This window comes from Pseudomonas sp. Pseusp49 (genome assembly GCF_059491875.1).
Window position 1 is genome coordinate 6789592 of the sequence record NZ_CP168514.1, and the last position, 16605, is coordinate 6806196.

Here is a 16605-nt window from a genome sequence, read left to right on the forward strand (position 1 = left end):
CCCAATCACTGAACAAGCACGGAGCTTATGATCAGCAGCACGATGGCCGGCAACGCCCAGTTGGACACGTCGCTCACCCCGGCACGGTTGCGGGTGACGGGCGATTGGACGCTTGCCCACTACCCTGACCTCAAGCTGTTGAGTGAAAAACTCCACGGCCAGTACGACGCCAACACCCCTATCGACCTCAATGGTCTCGGCGCCCTCGACACCGCTGGCGCCTCGCTGTTGGTCGAACTGCTCGGCTCCGAGCGCCTCGGTCGCTCCGCCGAACATCCTGATTGCACACTCTCCGCTGCTGATCGGGCGTTGCTGCAAACCGTCTACTGTTCGTTGACCGATTTCTGCGTACCGATCAAGGAACCGGAAATCAGTGTTTCAATTCAGTTGCTGACCCGCATTGGTCGGGCGGTGGACGCCGTCTGGCAGGACACCCTGCAACTGCTGGGTTTCGTTGGCCTGATCATCGAAACCATCGTCCGCGGCCTGTTCCGTCCCAAGCGCTGGCGCGTCACGCCGATGATCGCCCACATCGAACAGACCGGTCTCGACGCCGCCCCCATCGTTGCGTTGCTGACTTTTCTGGTGGGCGCCGTCGTGGCGTTCCTCGGGTCGACAGTGCTGGCCACCTTCGGCGCCACGGTCTTCACCGTGGACCTGGTGGGATTTGCCTTCCTGCGCGAATTCGGTGTGTTGCTGACCGCGATCCTGATGGCCGGGCGCACCGCCAGTGCGTTCACCGCGCAAATCGGTTCGATGAAGGCCAACGAGGAAATCGATGCCATCCGCACCCTGGGCCTCGACCCCGTGGAGTTGCTGGTGGTGCCGCGGGTCCTGGCGCTGCTGATCGCCCTGCCGATGCTGACCTTTCTGGCGATGCTGTCGGGGATTATCGGGGGGGCCGTGGTCTGCGCGGTGGCGCTGGATATCTCGCCGGCGATGTTCCTGTCGCTGCTGCAAACGGACATCGGCGTACAGCACTTTCTGGTGGGGATCGTCAAAGCCCCGATCTTCGCCTTCCTTATCGCCGCCATCGGTTGCCTCGAAGGCTTCAAGGTCAGTGGTAGCGCTGAATCTGTGGGCGCGCACACCACGTCGAGTGTGGTGCAGTCGATTTTCGTGGTGATCGTGATGGATGCGGTCGCCGCGATGTTTTTCATGGAGATGGGTTGGTGAGTCGTATCCCCAGAGCGCCTTCCGAGGCGGTGATTGAAGTCCGTGGACTGTGCAACCGCTTTGGAAGCCAGAGCGTGCACGAGAACCTCGACCTGGACTTGTACAAGGGCGAGATCCTCGCCGTGGTCGGCGGTTCCGGCAGCGGCAAATCAGTGCTGCTGCGCAGCATTGTCGGGCTGCGCCAGCCCAGCGAAGGGGTGGTGAAAGTCTTCGGCAAGAACCTGCCAAGCTTGTCCGAGCACGAGCGCTCGCTGGTGGAGCGGCGATTCGGTGTGCTGTTCCAGAAAGGCGCGCTGTTCTCTTCGCTCACCGTGACCGAGAACGTTGCCCTGCCGCTGATCGAGCACGCCGGCTTGAGCCGCAGTGACGCCGAGCATCTGGCGGCGGTGAAAATGGCCCTGGCCGGGTTGCCGTTGTCGGCGGCGGAGAAGTACCCCGCGTCGCTGTCCGGCGGCATGATCAAGCGTGCCGCGCTGGCCCGGGCATTGGCGCTGGACCCGGACATCCTGTTTCTCGACGAGCCCACCGCCGGTCTCGACCCGATCGGCGCTGCCGCGTTCGACCAATTGATCCTGACCCTGCGCGATGCCCTGGGCCTGAGTGTCTTTCTGGTGACCCACGACCTCGACACGCTCTACACCATCACCGACCGGGTGGCGGTGCTGGCGCAGAAAAAGGTGCTGGTGGCGGACGCCATCGACAAGGTCTCGGAAACCAACGATCCGTGGATTCACGAATACTTCCATGGCCCTCGCGGCCGCGCGGCGTTGACGGCCGCCCAACAGCTCAACGAGGTCTGACATGGAAACCCGAGCCCATCATGTATTGATCGGCCTGTTCACCGTGATTGTGGTGACGGCCGCGCTGTTGTTCGGTCTGTGGCTGGCGAAGTCCAGTGTCGACACCGAGTTCAAGGACTACGAGGTCGTATTCAACGAGGCGGTCAGCGGTTTGTCCAAGGGCAGTTCAGTGCAGTACAGCGGGATCAAGGTCGGCGATGTGATCTCGCTGCGCCTGGACCCGAAAGACCCGCGCCGGGTGTTGGCGCGAATCCGCCTGGCCGGCGATACCCCGGTCAAGGAAGACACCCAGGCCAAATTGGCCCTGACCGGCGTCACCGGGACCTCTATCATCCAGCTCAGCGGCGGTACGCCTCAGAGCCCGACGCTCAAGGGCAAGGACGGCCACCTGCCGACCATTGTCGCCTCGCCCTCACCCATCGCCCGCCTGCTCAATGACAGCGAAGACCTGATGGCCGGGGTGAGCACGCTGATGCATAACGCCAACCTGATGTTCTCCACGGAAAACATCGAGCGCATCAGCAACACCCTGGAGCATCTGGAGCAAACCACCGGAACCATCGCCGAACAGCGCGGCGATATCCGCCAGGCCATGCAGCAATTGGCTTCGGTGGGCAAACAGGCCAACAACATGCTGGAGCAGACCACGACGCTGATGCGCAATGCCAACGGGCTGCTCAACGAGCATGGCAAGGAAGCGCTGGGCAGCGCCGAGCAGGCGATGAAGTCGCTGCAGGAGAGCAGCGCCACCCTCAACAAACTGATCAGCGCCAATCAGGATTCGCTCAACAGCGGCATGCAAGGCCTCAATGGCCTGGGCCCGGCCGTGCGCGAGATGCGCGAAACCCTGTCCTCATTGCGCGTCATTACCAAACGTCTGGAGGCCGACCCCAGCGGTTACCTGCTGGGCAGTGACAAGACCAAGGAATTCACGCCATGAAGCTGATCCGGATTGCCCTCCTCGCTGGCTTCACGCTGATCGGCGCGTGCTCGATCCTGCCCAAGCCAGAGCTTTTCGAGGTCTATCGATTGCCCTCAGCCCAGAGCAGCACGCCGGCCAGCCATGGCACGCCGCAGCACTGGTCGCTGCGCCTGACCAAGTTCCAGTCCAGTGAAGCGTTGAACAGTCCGAACATTGCAGTCATTCCTCAGGGCGACGTGATCAGCCACTACAAGGGCTCGCGCTGGAGCGACCCGGCGCCGGTGCTGGTGCGCAATCGCCTGTTGCAAGGTTTCCAGCATGACGGGCGTGTGCCGTTGTTGAGCACCGATGACAGTATTTTCCAGACCGACCTTGAATTGGGCGGCAGCCTGCAGGCGTTCCAGACTGAGTACCAGGGCCCGAATGCCAGCGTGGTCGTGCGTCTGGATGCATTGCTGGTGCGCAGTTACGACCAGCGAATCCTCGCCAGTCGCCGCTTCGAAGTGCGCCAGCCGTTGAGCGATGTGCAGGTCCCGGCGGTGGTGGTCGGGTTCGGTCAGGCGAATGATCAGTTGACCACGCAGGTGGTGAACTGGGCGGTGGAGCAAGGACAGAAACTGGCGCCGCCACCACGGCCATGAAGGCCTGCGCAATTCCTTTGTAGGAGCGAGCCTGCTCGCGAAAAACCTGAGAGCGCCGCGGGGCGTCAGGCTTCCAGCGTTATCGTTCACGACCATCGCGAGCAGGCTCGCTCCTACAGGGAGACGTCGTATCAGCGCAAAAACGCCTGATGCAACTCAGCCAGCGTTTCAAAGTGATACGCCGGCGCTTCGGCGCTCAGCTCTTCGTGGCTGCCGAACCCGTAACCCACCGCCGCTGCATCCAGGCCGTTGCTGCGCGCGCCGATGAGGTCGTGCTTGCGGTCGCCGATCATCAGGGTGTTGGCCGGGTCCAGCTTTTCTTCGGCCATCAGGTGAGCGATCAGATCGACCTTGTTGGTCCGGGTGCCGTCCAGTTCGCTGCCGTAAATCACCTTGAAGTGCCTGGCAAAATCGAAATGCCGGGCGATTTCACGGGCGAACACCCAGGGTTTCGAGGTCGCGATGTACAGCTGCCGGCCTTGTCCGCTCAGGGTTTCCAGTAGCGGCGTGACGCCGTCGAACACACGGTTCTCGTAGAGTCCGGTGACCTTGAAGCGTTCGCGGTAGAAATTCACCGCCTCCCACGCCCTGGCCTCATCGAAGTCGTAGAACTGCATGAAGGCCTGCAACAGTGGCGGGCCGATGAAGTGTTCGAGTTTGCCCAGATCCGGCTCATCGATACCCAGTTTGCCCAGGGCGAACTGGATCGAACGGGTGATGCCCTCGCGCGGGTCGGTCAGGGTGCCATCGAGGTCGAACAAAACGGTTTGGTAATGCATGTTGAGTCCTGAATGAGGGGGCCGGGTCAAAGCTGGTCGTAGCCTTCGGCCAGATGCAGGTCCTTGAGCTTCACGTAGTTCGCCGCGCTGTAGGTGAAAAAGGCGCGTTCCTTGTCCGTCAGCGGGCGGATCTGCTTCACCGGGCTGCCCACATACAGGAAGCCGCTTTGCAGGTGCTTGCCCGGTGGCACCAGGCTGCCGGCGCCGATGATCACGTCATCGTCGACGACGGCGCCGTCCATGACGATGCTACCCATGCCGATCAACACCCGGCTGCCTACCGAACAGCCATGCAACATGACCTTGTGGGCGATGGTCACGTCATCGCCGATCAGCAACGGAAAGCCATCAGGGTTGAACGGACCGGCGTGGGTGATGTGCAGCACACAACCATCCTGCACGCTGGTGCGCGCGCCGATGCGGATGCGGTGCATGTCGCCACGGATCACCGTCAGCGGCCAGACCGAGCTGTCTTCGCCGATTTCGACGTCGCCGATCACCACCGCCGAGCCATCGACAAAAGCGCCTTTACCCAGCAGCGGCGTGTGGTTCTGATACTTGCGAAGGTTCACGATAGGGTTTCTCTCTGTTGCTGATAGCTGCGGTGAACGTCGATTGTAATTAAGATGGCTGCATGTTTCTCCAGCCAAGGTATCAACCGTGAGCGTGAACAACCCTCTTTTGCAGTCCTATGACCTGCCGCCGTTCTCCGCCATCCGCGCCGAACACGTACAACCGGCCATTGAACAGATCCTGGCTGACAACCGCGCCGCCATTGTCGAGATCCTCAAGACCCAGGCCAAGCAGCCAACGTGGGCCGGCCTGGTGCTGGCGATGGACGAACTCAACGACCGCCTGGGTGCCGCCTGGAGCCCGGTCAGCCACCTCAATGCCGTGTGCAACAGCGCCGAACTGCGTGAAGCCTACGAGTCCTGCCTGCCTGCCTTGAGCGCCTACTCCACCGAAATGGGCCAGAACCGCGAGCTGTTCCAGGCCTTCGAAGCCCTGGCCGGCAGTCCTGAAGCCGCCGGTTTCGACGTGGCGCAGAAAACTATCCTGGAACACTCCCTGCGTGACTTCCGTCTGTCGGGTATCGACCTGCCGGAAGCCGAACAGAAACGTTACGCCGAGGTGCAGAGCAAGCTGTCGGAACTGGGCAGCCGTTTCTCCAACCAGTTGCTCGATGCCACTCAGGCGTGGACCAAGCACGTCACAGATGAGGCCGCCCTCGCCGGCCTGACCGATTCGGCCAAGGCGCAAATGGCTGCCGCGGCACAGGCCAAGGACCTGGACGGCTGGCTGATCACCCTGGAATTCCCGAGCTATTACGCGGTGATGACCTACGCCCAGGACCGCGCACTGCGCGAAGAAGTCTACGCGGCTTACTGCACCCGTGCGTCGGACCAGGGGCCGAATGCCGGCCAGAACGACAACGGCCCGGTCATGGAAGAAATCCTCGACCTGCGCCAGGAGTTGGCAAATCTGTTGGGTTTCAGCAGTTTCTCCGAGCTGAGCCTGGCGACCAAAATGGCCGAATCCAGCGATCAGGTGCTGAGCTTCCTGCGCGACCTGGCCAAGCGCAGCAAGCCGTTCGCCGCCCAGGATCTGGAACAGCTCAAGGCTTATGCGGCCGAGCAAGGTTGCCCGGACCTGCAAAGCTGGGACAGCGGTTTCTACGGCGAAAAACTCCGTGAACAACGTTACAGCGTGGCTCAGGAAGCCCTGCGTGCCTACTTCCCGATCGACAAGGTGCTCAGCGGCCTGTTCGCTATCGTCCAGCGCCTGTACGGCATCGAGATTGCCGAACTCAAAGGCTTCGACACCTGGCACCCGGATGTGCGTCTGTTCGAGATCAAGGAAAACGGCCAGCACGTCGGCCGCTTCTTCTTCGACCTCTACGCTCGCGCCAACAAGCGCGGTGGTGCCTGGATGGATGGCGCCCGCGACCGTCGCCGCACGGCTGGCGGCGTGCTGCAAAGCCCGGTGGCGAACCTGGTGTGCAACTTCACTCCGGCTGACAGCGGTAAACCTGCGCTGCTGACCCACGATGAAGTCACCACCCTGTTCCATGAATTCGGTCACGGCCTGCATCACCTGCTGACCCGCGTCGAGCATGCTGGCGTGTCCGGCATCAACGGTGTGGCCTGGGATGCCGTCGAACTGCCAAGTCAGTTCATGGAAAACTGGTGCTGGGAGCCGGAAGGCCTGGCGCTGATTTCCGGTCATTACGAAACCGGCGAGCCACTACCTCAGGACTTGCTCGGGAAAATGCTCGCGGCGAAAAACTTCCAGTCCGGCCTGATGATGGTCCGCCAACTGGAGTTCTCGCTGTTCGACTTCGAACTGCACGCGACCCATGGCGACGGCCGCAGCGTGCTGCAAGTGCTCGAAGGTGTGCGCGACGAGGTCTCGGTGATGCGTCCGCCAGCCTACAACCGCTTCCCCAACAGCTTTGCGCATATCTTCGCCGGCGGTTATGCCGCGGGTTACTACAGCTACAAATGGGCGGAAGTGCTCTCGGCCGATGCGTTCTCGAAGTTCGAAGAAGAAGGCGTGCTCAACGCCGACACCGGCCGTGCCTTCCGCGAAGCGATCCTCGCCCGTGGCGGTTCCCAGGAGCCGATGGTGCTGTTCGTCGACTTCCGTGGCCGTGAGCCATCGATTGACGCACTCTTGCGCCACAGCGGCCTGAGTGAGGACGCGGCAGCATGAGTGAGGGACCTGTGATTACGAAAAAACGCTTTATCGCCGGGGCGGTCTGCCCGGCATGCAGCGAGCCGGACAAGTTGATGATGTGGAACGAAGACCAGGTCCCGCACCGGGAGTGCGTGGCCTGCGGTTACTCCGACACACTCAATGAGCAAGGGCTGTCGGTGCCCAAGGAGCTTGGCACGCGGGTCAACACCACCGCACCCAAAGCCCCGGACACCAAGGTTCAGGCGGTTCAGTTCTTCCCGAATCCGAAGCTGAAGAAAAAGCCCGACGAACAGCATTGAGTGTAAAAAAGCCCCCGTAGCGTCATGCAACGGGGGCTTTTTTTTAGGTTCTTCACGGCACAGATTACGAAATGTCTTCTGTAGGAGCTGCCAAAGGCTGCGATCTTTTGATCTTGCTTTTGCGATCTGGAGATTTCTGAAGATCAAAATCAAAAGATCGCAGCCTTCGTCAGCTCCTACAGTTTCCCGGAATTACGTGAAGTACCTTTTTTTATTCGATATGAGCGGACTTGAACCAGCTCTTCATCGAGCAAGCGGCGAACGGGCTGGTGCTGCAATCGCCATTGGCCAGGGCCGTGCGCAGTTTTTCGACGTCGGCCTGCATCATGTAGCGGATGCCATCCTTGAAGTGGGTACTGTCACCAAAGCCGCCCTGGGTCATTTCGTTCAGGGCCTCTTCCTTGCTCCAGCCCTGGATGACCACCCGATACATGGCCGCCATCAGGCCGGTACGGTCGGAGCCGTGTTTGCAATGCATCAGCACCGGGCCTTTGGCTTCGGCAGACTGGATGGCGCGCAGAGCCTTGAGCACATCGGCATCATCCACATGGTTGGTGCGATAAGGCAGTTGTACTTGCGTGATGCCTGGCGTGGAAAGCCAACTGGAGTCTGCTTCAGGCAGGAAGTTGATCACCGTGCCGACCTTGAGTTTCTCCAGCAACGGCATCGCGTCCTTGTCCGGCAAGGCGCTGCGGTAGAGGGTAGGGGACATTTGAAAGAGGTTGTATTGTTTCTCGATCGGTTGAGCCCAGTCTGCCGGACGGTGCATCGCTCTGTCGTCAGCAAATGCCGGTGTCAGGTTAACGAGTGTGACCAGCGACAGGCATATTGCAGATAAAAAACGTGATAGAGGCATGCTTGAGCGACCGTTCTGAAAGGGACGGGAAGATGCTGGCAAGGATCAGGCATGCACGGTCAAAGGCCTGTGAGCGGACTGTCAAAGAATCGTGAAGCTGACGGGATTCGAGCCTCGTTCATTGAAAGAACAATGTTATAGGCGATAAAAAATCAAACCCGATCGATTATTAACTTCGACCGGACCTGATTAATCACAATATATTTGCCTGGACCTTTGGTTCAAGGTTTCGCAATGCCGGCGTACGCTTTGGCCAGAGCCAGCAGTTTTTCCTTGTCATCGGAATTGATGGTCCCGTTACCATCAATATCTTTGTCGACACTGCCAATATTAAATGTCTGGCCGCCGTCGTATGAGGACGCAATCAGCGTGGTGGAGTCCAGCAAAGAGGTGGTCGCGACCGAGTTTTCTTCATCCCAGCCTTCTTCCTTGAGTGCGAACTGCATCGATACCAGTACTTCATCGGGATCAACTACAGTCGGTCCAAGTTTTTGCAAAAAAATACCGCGGCGATTAAAAAACGACATAAATAAATCCTTTTATAGAATATCGGTGTTTATGTTTTGCAGCGAAAAAATGGTACATGCAGTTTTGTCGCAACATCCAGGCTTTATATGTTTCTCCCGGTTGCATCACGCAAAGCGTGCATGACAAATAATCAGATAGTGCCGAACGGCGCTGGTCGAGTGGCTTTGATCGATGTACTGTATGCACATACAGTTATCGGGTGTTTTTCATGCACACGCCATTTCCTCCCCGTGGCCGCGGCACTGCGACCAACCCGCACAACCGTTTCGCCCCCAGTCATTCGGTGGCCGAAGACGACGGCTGGTACCAGGAAGTACCGCTCACCCAAGGCACCGAGGTGCGCATCGAAACGGCGAAAACCATCATCACCCGCAACACGTCACCGGACTTGCCCTTCGATCGCTCGATCAACCCCTATCGCGGTTGCGAACACGGTTGCATTTATTGCTATGCGCGCCCCAGCCATGCCTATTGGGACATGTCGCCCGGGCTGGATTTCGAGACAAAACTGATCGCCAAGACCAACGCCGTGGACGTGCTTGAGGAGCAGCTGTCCAAACGTGGTTATCAATGTGCGCCGATCAACCTCGGTTCCAACACCGACCCTTACCAGCCGATCGAGCGCGAATACCAGATCACTCGCAAGACCCTTGAGGTGCTGCTGCGCTATCGGCACCCAGTGACCATCGTGACCAAGGGATCGCTGATTCTTCGTGATCTGGACCTGCTGACCGAGCTTGCCAGCCAAAGACTGGTGGCGGTCATGATCAGCCTGACCACCCTGGACGACGAACTCAAGCGCATCCTCGAACCCCGCGCCGCAGCGCCCAAGGCGCGGTTGCGGGCGATCCGGGTGATGCGCGAGGCGGGTATCCCGGTCGGCGTTCTGTGTTCACCGATGATCCCGATGATCAACGATAGCGAGCTTGAAAGCCTGCTAACCGAGGCCCATGCGGCCGGGGCGCAGAGTGCCGCCTACATGATGCTGCGCTTGCCGCTGGAGGTGGCGCCGTTGTTCGAAGAATGGCTGGGTGCCCACTATCCGCAACGGGCGACGCATGTGCTGAGCCTGATTCGCCAGAGCCGTGGCGGTGAACTCTATGACAGCCGCTTTGGCGCCCGAATGCGCGGCGAAGGTCCCTTCGCCGACCTGCTGGCACAGCGCTTTGCCAAAACCATCAAGCGCCTGGGGCTCAATCACCGGGAAGGCTTTGACCTGGACTGCAATGCCTTTTGTCCGCCCGGTCGCCAAATGTCGTTGATTTGAGGACAATTGACCTATGGTTGAGTACTGAAGATCGCGCTCGCGCCTTAGGCGGGTCACGTTTTTTGTGACCTGGAACACGCATTCTAGAGCGTTTTATTCAGTTTCAATTAAGATTCGGCCGCTACCTTGTTCATCGAGTGACTGATGGGTCGAGATGTTTGGCCTGGATGTTTTTTAACCAGCCACTGGCTTCACACCGGACCGCACGGGATGACTCCCTGAGCCCGCCAACGAGGATGAATTGATGAGTGACAAGGATAAACAGCCGTTGGCTGCGTCGGCTTCAGCCCAACCCGAGGCCGAAACCGCCGATGCAGCGTTGCAGCATATCGTTGATGGCTTTTTGCATTTTCATCACGAGATCTTTCCTCAGCAGGAAGAGCTCTTCAAGAAACTCGCCACGGCCCAGCGGCCACGAGCGATGTTCATCGCTTGCGCCGATTCGCGCATCGTTCCTGAATTAATCACACAAAGCTCCCCGGGCGATCTGTTCGTGACCCGTAACGTCGGCAACGTTGTGCCGCCTTACGGGCAAATGAACGGTGGTGTTTCCACGGCCATCGAGTACGCCGTACTGGCTCTGGGGGTGCATCACATCATCATTTGCGGGCATTCCGACTGCGGCGCCATGCGCGCGGTACTCAATCCGGACAGTCTGGAGAAAATGCCCACGGTCAAAGCCTGGCTGCGTCATGCCGAAGTGGCCAAGACCATGGTGCAGGAGAACTGCAACTGCTCTAACGAAAGCGAAAGCATGCACATCCTCACCGAGGAAAATGTGATCGCCCAATTGCAGCACCTGCGTACTCATCCGTCGGTTGCCTCGCGCATGGCCAACGGTCAGCTGTTTATCCACGGCTGGGTCTACAACATCGAAACCAGCGAAATCAAAGCGTACGACGCCGATCAAGGCTGTTTCCTGCCGCTCAATGGCAGCCTGCCAATTCCCGTGGCGACGCCAAAAGCGCGCTTCTAACTCCTCCTAAATCGTTGTGTGGTTTAGCCGAGGCTGCCGTTCAGGCAGCCTGGCTTTGCCATGCCTGAAGAAAACTTCGGGAGACTCATCATGCGTGCTGCTCGACTCAAAGCTGTTCTGCCACGGGAGCTGTTGGCTTCGGTGGTCGTGTTTCTTGTCGCCCTGCCCCTGTGTATGGGCATCGCCATTGCCTCGGGGCTGCCACCGGCCAAAGGCTTGATCACCGGCATCATCGGCGGTCTGGTGGTCGGCTGGTTGGCCGGCTCGCCGCTGCAAGTCAGTGGCCCGGCGGCGGGTCTGGCGGTTCTGGTCTTCGAGTTGGTCCGCCAACACGGTATCGCCATGCTTGGGCCCATCCTGTTACTGGCGGGTTTGCTGCAACTGGTGGCGGGCCGATTGAAGCTGGGATGCTGGTTTCGGGTGACGGCGCCTGCGGTGGTGTACGGCATGCTGGCCGGGATTGGTGTGCTGATCGTCCTGTCCCAAATGCATGTAATGCTGGATGCCGTACCCAAACCCTCGGGCCTCGATAACCTGGCAGCCTTCCCGGCGGCGCTGGCTCAGGCATTGCCCACGTTTGGCTGGCAAGCCGGTTTGCTCGGTCTGTCGACGATTGCTGTCATGTGGCTGTGGGAAAAATTCCGTCCGCAATCCCTGCGCTTCATTCCCGGTGCGCTACTGGGTGTCGGTCTGGCCACGCTTGCCAGCCTGGTGCTGGCGTTGCAGGTCAAGCGGGTTGAGGTACCGGCCAACCTGACGGAGGCCATCGATTGGCTGAAGCCGGCGGACCTGCTTAACCTGGCCGATCCGACATTGCTGATCGCGGCGTTTGCCGTGGCCTTTATCGCCAGCGCCGAAACCTTGCTCTCCGCCGCGGCGGTTGATCGCATGCACAGCGGCCAGCGCTCGGACTTTGACCGGGAATTGACGGCGCAAGGTATCGGCAACATGCTGTGTGGTCTGCTTGGGGCATTGCCGATGACCGGCGTTATCGTGCGCAGTTCGGCGAATGTCCAGGCCGGGGCAACCACGCGGTTTTCGACCATATTCCACGGCCTGTGGCTGCTGGCGTTCGTGCTGTTGCTGTCCAGCGTCTTGCAAAGCATTCCGGTGGCAAGCCTGGCGGGTGTGCTGGTGTACACCGGCTTCAAACTGGTGGATCTCAAGGTCTTTCGGGGGTTGGGCCGGTATGGTCGGGCGCCGATGTTCACTTACGCGGCAACCGCGTTGGCCATCGTTTTTACCGACCTGCTGACGGGCGTGTTGATTGGCTTTGGCCTGACCCTGGTGAAACTGGCGCTGAAAGCTTCACGCTTGAAGATCAGCCTGATCGACCTGCCTCGGGAAGGTGAAATGGAGTTGCGCCTGGTGGGCGCGGCGACCTTCCTCAAAGTACCGGCGCTGACCCAGGTGCTGGGCAGCATTCCGGTGGGTACGACGGTGCATGTGCCGCTCAATAACCTGAGCTACATCGATCACTCGTGCCTGGAGTTGCTGGAGGAATGGGGACGAGCCAATGCGGGCAAGGGTTCGAAGCTGTTGATTGAGTCGCGAGGGTTGAAGCGTCGGCTTGAGGGGCGGGTGCGGACGAATAGCGGCGTCGGTGCGACTGGCTGAGGTACCTGTGTGGGAGCGGGCTTGCTCGCGAATACGGTCAATCATTCAACGTTTATGTCGACTGACACGCCGCATTCGCGAGCAAGCCCGCTCCCACAGGTTTCAAGGATCAGGCAGCCGGCTGATCCAGCTCCAGGCCTACGCCCAGGCGGCGGGACATGCACGGCCAGCGTTTCCATGCGGCGCCGGTGTCCGGGCTGTTGAGCTTCTCGCGGTAGGCTTCCACCGACTCCAGTGCGAAGCTTTCGTCGTTGAGCATCTCGTCGATGGCGTGATGCACTACTTCGTCCAGTTGGTTGGCGAACGACTCACCGATCAATTGGTGAGCAATCAGGTTGGCGACAGTCATGTCCAAGGGGATCAGTGGCTGGCCGAAATGCTTGATGTACAGGTCGTTGACCTCTTCGACAAACCGGTGCGCCAGATAGGCTTCATCCAACAGGCTGTCGAGCCCGACATGGCCGGCCATGATGGCTGGCGGCTGGAGGAAGTACTGCTCGGCGATTTTCAGCACCGGTTTGATCTGTGACTCGATGCCCGCTTCCCTGGCGACTTCATTGGCTGCATCCAGCAGATCGGGCACTTCTTCGATGTAGGCGGCGACAAATCGCGTCAATACGCCGTTGGTATCGGCCTCCGGCAATTGGATCGCCGGGTGCAGATGAGGCAATTTACTTTCCAGCTGACGCGTCAGCAGGCCGGTCTCGGCTTCGTGGTGTTGGGCTTTTTGGATCTGCTCGCGCAATGCGGCGGTGTTCATGAAAACTCCAGGAAACAAGGCAATGAAATAGGGAAGACATAACTTAGCTGGCTTACGAAAAATGCTAAGACGCATTTGTCATAATTATTTCATCCTTGAGACGACCCCGTTATATCGGTTTGCCACCATTCGTCTGCATCCTTCTCCATTCGTGCCCTGCAATGCAAGTTAATGCTGTTTCAGATGATTTACGCCTTCGCATTGCGAGGTCGGAGGTGCTGTCTATACTCGGGGTGGAATGGAGTTAGCTGATGACGCCCGACTGCATATGCAGCAAGGCCCGGTGCTCAAGTTCGTAGTCTGATGCAGCCGCTCCCTTGCCGCAGGTGAAAGCCGGCGGGATAACAAGAACGATAAGGGGAACCCGCAATGATGCGACATCCACATGTCTGGATGGGCCTCCTGTTGTGGTCGATTTTCAGTCAGGCGCAAGCGGCCTGGACTGTGAATATGGCGCCTGGAGCGACTGAAATCAGTCACGCAGTATTCGACCTGCACATGACCATTTTCTGGATCTGTGTGGTGATCGGCATCATCGTTTTTGGTGCCATGTTCTGGTCGATGATTCTCCACCGCCGCTCGACCGGGCAGGTGGCCGCCAAATTTCATGAAAGCACCACCGTCGAAATCCTCTGGACCATCGTGCCCTTCCTGATCCTGGTGGCCATGGCGGTTCCCGCAACTGCGACCCTGATCAAGATGTACGACGCCAGCGAGCCGGAGATCGATATCCAGGTCACTGGCTACCAGTGGAAGTGGCACTACAAATACCTGGGCCAGGACGTCGAGTTCTTCAGCAACCTGACCACCCCTCAGGATCAAATCCACAACAAGGAAGCCAAGGGCGAGCACTACCTGCTCGAGGTCGACAAGCCATTGGTGCTGCCGGTCGGCACCAAAGTGCGCTTCCTGGTGACCTCTGCCGACGTGATCCACTCCTGGTGGGTGCCGGCTTTCGCGGTCAAGCGCGATGCGATACCCGGGTTCGTCAATGAAGCCTGGACCCGCATCGACAAGCCCGGCATCTACCGTGGCCAGTGCGCCGAGTTGTGCGGCAAGGATCACGGCTTCATGCCGACCGTGGTCGAGGTCAAGGAAAAGGCCGATTACGAAAAATGGCTGGCCGATCGCAAGGTCGAGGCCGCGCAGCTCAAAGAGCTGACCAGCAAGGAATGGACCCTCGACGAGCTCAAGGAGCGCGGCGACAAGGTCTATCACACTACCTGCGTGGCCTGTCACCAGGCCGAAGGCCAGGGCCTGCCGCCGATGTTCCCGGCACTCAAGGGCTCGAAAATCGCCACCGGACCGAAAGAAGGTCACCTGAGCATTGTCTTCCACGGCAAGCCTGGCACCGCCATGGCCGCGTTCGGCAAACAGCTCTCGGAAGTCGATATCGCAGCGGTCGTGACCTATGAACGTAACGCCTGGGGCAACAACAAGGGCGACATGGTCACGCCAAAAGAAGTGCTGGAGCTGAAACAGGCGGAAAGCAAATGACCCGGTCTATTGCGCACGTAAGGAACCGGTCGGGGCTACGCATCCCGACCTGCCCAGCCCATCTGTTTGCAGGAGACAGGACATGACTGCTGTAATCGATGAACATGTTCATACCGCCACCGACCACGCCCACGGCCCCGCCAAAGGCCTGATGCGATGGGTGCTGACCACCAACCACAAGGACATCGGCACCCTGTACCTGTGGTTTGCGTTTTCCATGTTCCTGCTCGGCGGCTCGTTCGCGATGGTGATTCGCGCCGAGTTGTTCCAGCCGGGGCTGCAGATCGTCCAGCCGGAATTCTTCAACCAGATGACCACCATGCACGGTCTGGTGATGGTCTTCGGCGCGGTGATGCCGGCCTTCGTCGGCCTCGCCAACTGGATGATCCCGCTGATGATCGGCGCGCCGGACATGGCCCTGCCGCGAATGAACAACTTCAGCTTCTGGCTGTTGCCGGCGGCGTTCCTGCTACTGGTTTCGACCCTGTTCACCCCCGGTGGCGGGCCGAACTTTGGCTGGACGTTCTACGCACCGCTGTCGACGACCTACGCACCGGAAAGCGTGACCTTCTTCATCTTCGCCATTCACTTGATGGGGATCAGCTCGATCATGGGTGCGATCAACGTGATCGCCACCATCCTCAACCTGCGCGCCCCCGGCATGACGCTGATGAAAATGCCGCTGTTCGTCTGGACCTGGCTGATCACCGCGTTCCTGCTGATCGCGGTGATGCCGGTACTGGCCGGTTGCGTGACGATGATGCTGATGGACATCCACTTCGGCACCAGCTTCTTCAGCGCCGCCGGTGGCGGTGACCCGGTGCTGTTCCAGCACGTGTTCTGGTTCTTCGGCCACCCCGAGGTGTACATCATGATCCTGCCGGCCTTCGGCGCCGTCAGCTCGATCATTCCGGCCTTCTCGCGCAAGCCGCTGTTCGGCTACACCTCGATGGTCTACGCCACGGCGAGTATCGCGTTCCTGTCGTTCATCGTCTGGGCGCACCATATGTTCGTGGTCGGCATTCCGCTGGTGGGTGAGCTTTTCTTCATGTACGCCACCCTGCTGATTGCGGTGCCAACGGGCGTGAAGGTGTTCAACTGGGCCAGCACCATGTGGCAGGGCTCGTTGACCTTCGAGACACCGATGCTGTTTGCCGTGGCGTTCGTGATCCTGTTCTCCATCGGCGGTTTCTCCGGACTGATGCTGGCCATCGCCCCGGCGGACTTCCAGTACCAGGACACCTACTTCGTGGTCGCGCACTTCCATTACGTGCTGGTACCGGGGGCGATCTTCGGGATCTTCGCCTCGGCCTACTACTGGTTGCCGAAATGGACCGGCCACATGTACGACGAAACTCTCGGCAAGCTGCATTTCTGGCTGTCGTTCATCGGTATGAACCTGGCCTTCTTCCCTATGCACTTCGTGGGACTGGCGGGCATGCCGCGTCGGATTCCGGACTACAACCTGCAATTCGCCGACTTCAACATGGTGTCGTCGATCGGCGCATTCATGTTCGGGGCCACGCAAATTTTCTTCCTGTTCATCGTGATCAAGACCATTCGCGGCGGCCCGCCGGCACCGGCCAAACCGTGGGATGGGGCTGAAGGCCTGGAGTGGAGCATCCCGTCGCCGGCGCCGTATCACACCTTCACCACGCCGCCGGAAGTGAAATGACTGTAGGAGCGAGCTTGCTCGCGATGGTCGTGAACGATAACGCTGGAAGCCTGATGCCCCGCGGCGCTCTCAGGTTTTTCGCGAGCAAGCTCGCTCCTACAGGGTTATGCGTAGA

At 59.7% G+C, this 16605-nt stretch carries 16 protein-coding genes and 2 pseudogenes; 12 read left to right on the forward strand and 6 right to left on the reverse strand.

Features of this window, described 5'->3' with window-relative positions:
- Window positions 1-27: 27 nt before the first annotated feature.
- From ACEN83_RS30435 to ACEN83_RS30450, 4 genes are read left to right on the forward strand one after another with little or no spacing between them, the layout of a single operon-like run.
- Complete coding sequence (locus tag ACEN83_RS30435) at window positions 28-1176, forward strand: ABC transporter permease (RefSeq protein ID WP_495579148.1); 1149 nt, start codon at window positions 28-30, stop codon at window positions 1174-1176.
- On the forward strand, window positions 1173-1976 hold the full coding sequence (locus tag ACEN83_RS30440) for an ABC transporter ATP-binding protein (RefSeq protein ID WP_007969839.1): 804 nt from the start codon (window positions 1173-1175) through the stop codon (window positions 1974-1976). Before ACEN83_RS30435 ends, ACEN83_RS30440 begins: the two co-directional genes overlap by 4 nt.
- A 1-nt stretch (window position 1977) precedes the next feature.
- Entirely contained in the window at window positions 1978-2916 is a 939-nt protein-coding gene (locus ACEN83_RS30445; protein WP_495579149.1) for an MlaD family protein, read from the forward strand.
- A complete protein-coding gene (locus ACEN83_RS30450) occupies window positions 2913-3539 on the forward strand; it encodes an ABC-type transport auxiliary lipoprotein family protein (RefSeq protein ID WP_495579150.1) in 627 nt (208 codons plus the stop codon). The genes ACEN83_RS30445 and ACEN83_RS30450 overlap by 4 nt, the downstream gene beginning before the upstream one ends.
- A gap of 18 nt (window positions 3540-3557) precedes the next feature.
- Here ACEN83_RS30450 and ACEN83_RS30455 read toward each other — a convergent pair.
- The 3 genes and pseudogenes from ACEN83_RS30455 to ACEN83_RS30465 form a co-directional block, all read right to left on the reverse strand.
- Window positions 3558-3635 (reverse strand): annotated as a pseudogene (locus ACEN83_RS30455) (outer membrane lipoprotein carrier protein LolA); the annotation flags it as partial.
- A 35-nt stretch (window positions 3636-3670) separates the two neighbouring features.
- On the reverse strand, window positions 3671-4318 hold the full coding sequence (locus tag ACEN83_RS30460; protein WP_218503749.1) for an HAD family hydrolase: 648 nt from the start codon (window positions 4316-4318) through the stop codon (window positions 3671-3673).
- 26 nt (window positions 4319-4344) lie between these two features.
- Window positions 4345-4890, reverse strand: coding sequence for a gamma carbonic anhydrase family protein (locus tag ACEN83_RS30465; protein ID WP_056726737.1), 546 nt, complete (start codon window positions 4888-4890; stop codon window positions 4345-4347).
- 88 nt (window positions 4891-4978) lie between these two features.
- Between ACEN83_RS30465 and prlC the strand changes: the two genes are divergently transcribed.
- Window positions 4979-7030: an oligopeptidase A gene (gene prlC, locus ACEN83_RS30470; protein WP_495579151.1), complete on the forward strand. Its 2052-nt coding sequence runs from the start codon at window positions 4979-4981 to the stop codon at window positions 7028-7030.
- Window positions 7027-7314 (forward strand): YheV family putative zinc ribbon protein, encoded by a 288-nt coding sequence (locus tag ACEN83_RS30475; protein WP_007969831.1) that lies wholly within the window; start codon window positions 7027-7029, stop codon window positions 7312-7314. Before prlC ends, ACEN83_RS30475 begins: the two co-directional genes overlap by 4 nt.
- Before the next feature lie 211 nt (window positions 7315-7525).
- Here the strand turns inward: ACEN83_RS30475 and ACEN83_RS30480 are convergent, their stop codons facing one another.
- Both ACEN83_RS30480 and ACEN83_RS30485 read right to left on the reverse strand, forming a co-directional pair.
- A complete protein-coding gene (locus ACEN83_RS30480) occupies window positions 7526-8170 on the reverse strand; it encodes a dual specificity protein phosphatase family protein (RefSeq protein ID WP_495579152.1) in 645 nt (214 codons plus the stop codon).
- Window positions 8171-8391: 221 nt separating this feature from the next.
- Window positions 8392-8697: a hypothetical protein gene (locus ACEN83_RS30485; protein ID WP_116579856.1), complete on the reverse strand. Its 306-nt coding sequence runs from the start codon at window positions 8695-8697 to the stop codon at window positions 8392-8394.
- Between the two features lie 209 nt (window positions 8698-8906).
- Here ACEN83_RS30485 and ACEN83_RS30490 point away from each other — a divergent pair, with 209 nt between their 5' ends.
- The 3 genes from ACEN83_RS30490 (at window position 8907) to ACEN83_RS30500 (ending at window position 12558) form a co-directional block, all read left to right on the forward strand.
- A complete protein-coding gene (locus tag ACEN83_RS30490) occupies window positions 8907-9965 on the forward strand; it encodes a PA0069 family radical SAM protein (RefSeq protein ID WP_495579153.1) in 1059 nt (352 codons plus the stop codon).
- Window positions 9966-10209: 244 nt separating this feature from the next.
- Window positions 10210-10941: a carbonic anhydrase gene (locus ACEN83_RS30495; RefSeq protein WP_007969824.1), complete on the forward strand. Its 732-nt coding sequence runs from the start codon at window positions 10210-10212 to the stop codon at window positions 10939-10941.
- Between the two features lie 90 nt (window positions 10942-11031).
- Window positions 11032-12558, forward strand: a complete 1527-nt coding sequence (locus ACEN83_RS30500) for a SulP family inorganic anion transporter (RefSeq protein WP_495579154.1) — start codon at window positions 11032-11034, stop codon at window positions 12556-12558.
- Window positions 12559-12667: 109 nt separating this feature from the next.
- Here ACEN83_RS30500 and ACEN83_RS30505 read toward each other — a convergent pair whose 3' ends face one another.
- Entirely contained in the window at window positions 12668-13318 is a 651-nt protein-coding gene (locus ACEN83_RS30505) for a hypothetical protein (RefSeq protein WP_116579859.1), read from the reverse strand.
- A gap of 369 nt (window positions 13319-13687) precedes the next feature.
- On the opposite strand from ACEN83_RS30505, the gene coxB reads away from it, so the two are divergent.
- From coxB to ACEN83_RS30520, 3 genes and pseudogenes are all read left to right on the forward strand, one after another.
- Window positions 13688-14815 (forward strand): cytochrome c oxidase subunit II, encoded by a 1128-nt coding sequence (gene coxB, locus ACEN83_RS30510; protein ID WP_007969821.1) that lies wholly within the window; start codon window positions 13688-13690, stop codon window positions 14813-14815.
- Window positions 14816-14897: 82 nt separating this feature from the next.
- A complete protein-coding gene (gene ctaD, locus ACEN83_RS30515) occupies window positions 14898-16490 on the forward strand; it encodes a cytochrome c oxidase subunit I (protein WP_007969820.1) in 1593 nt (530 codons plus the stop codon).
- A pseudogene (locus tag ACEN83_RS30520) lies at window positions 16487-16603 on the forward strand (outer membrane lipoprotein carrier protein LolA); the annotation flags it as partial. The gene ctaD and the pseudogene ACEN83_RS30520, both read left to right, overlap by 4 nt.
- Window positions 16604-16605 lie beyond the last annotated feature (2 nt).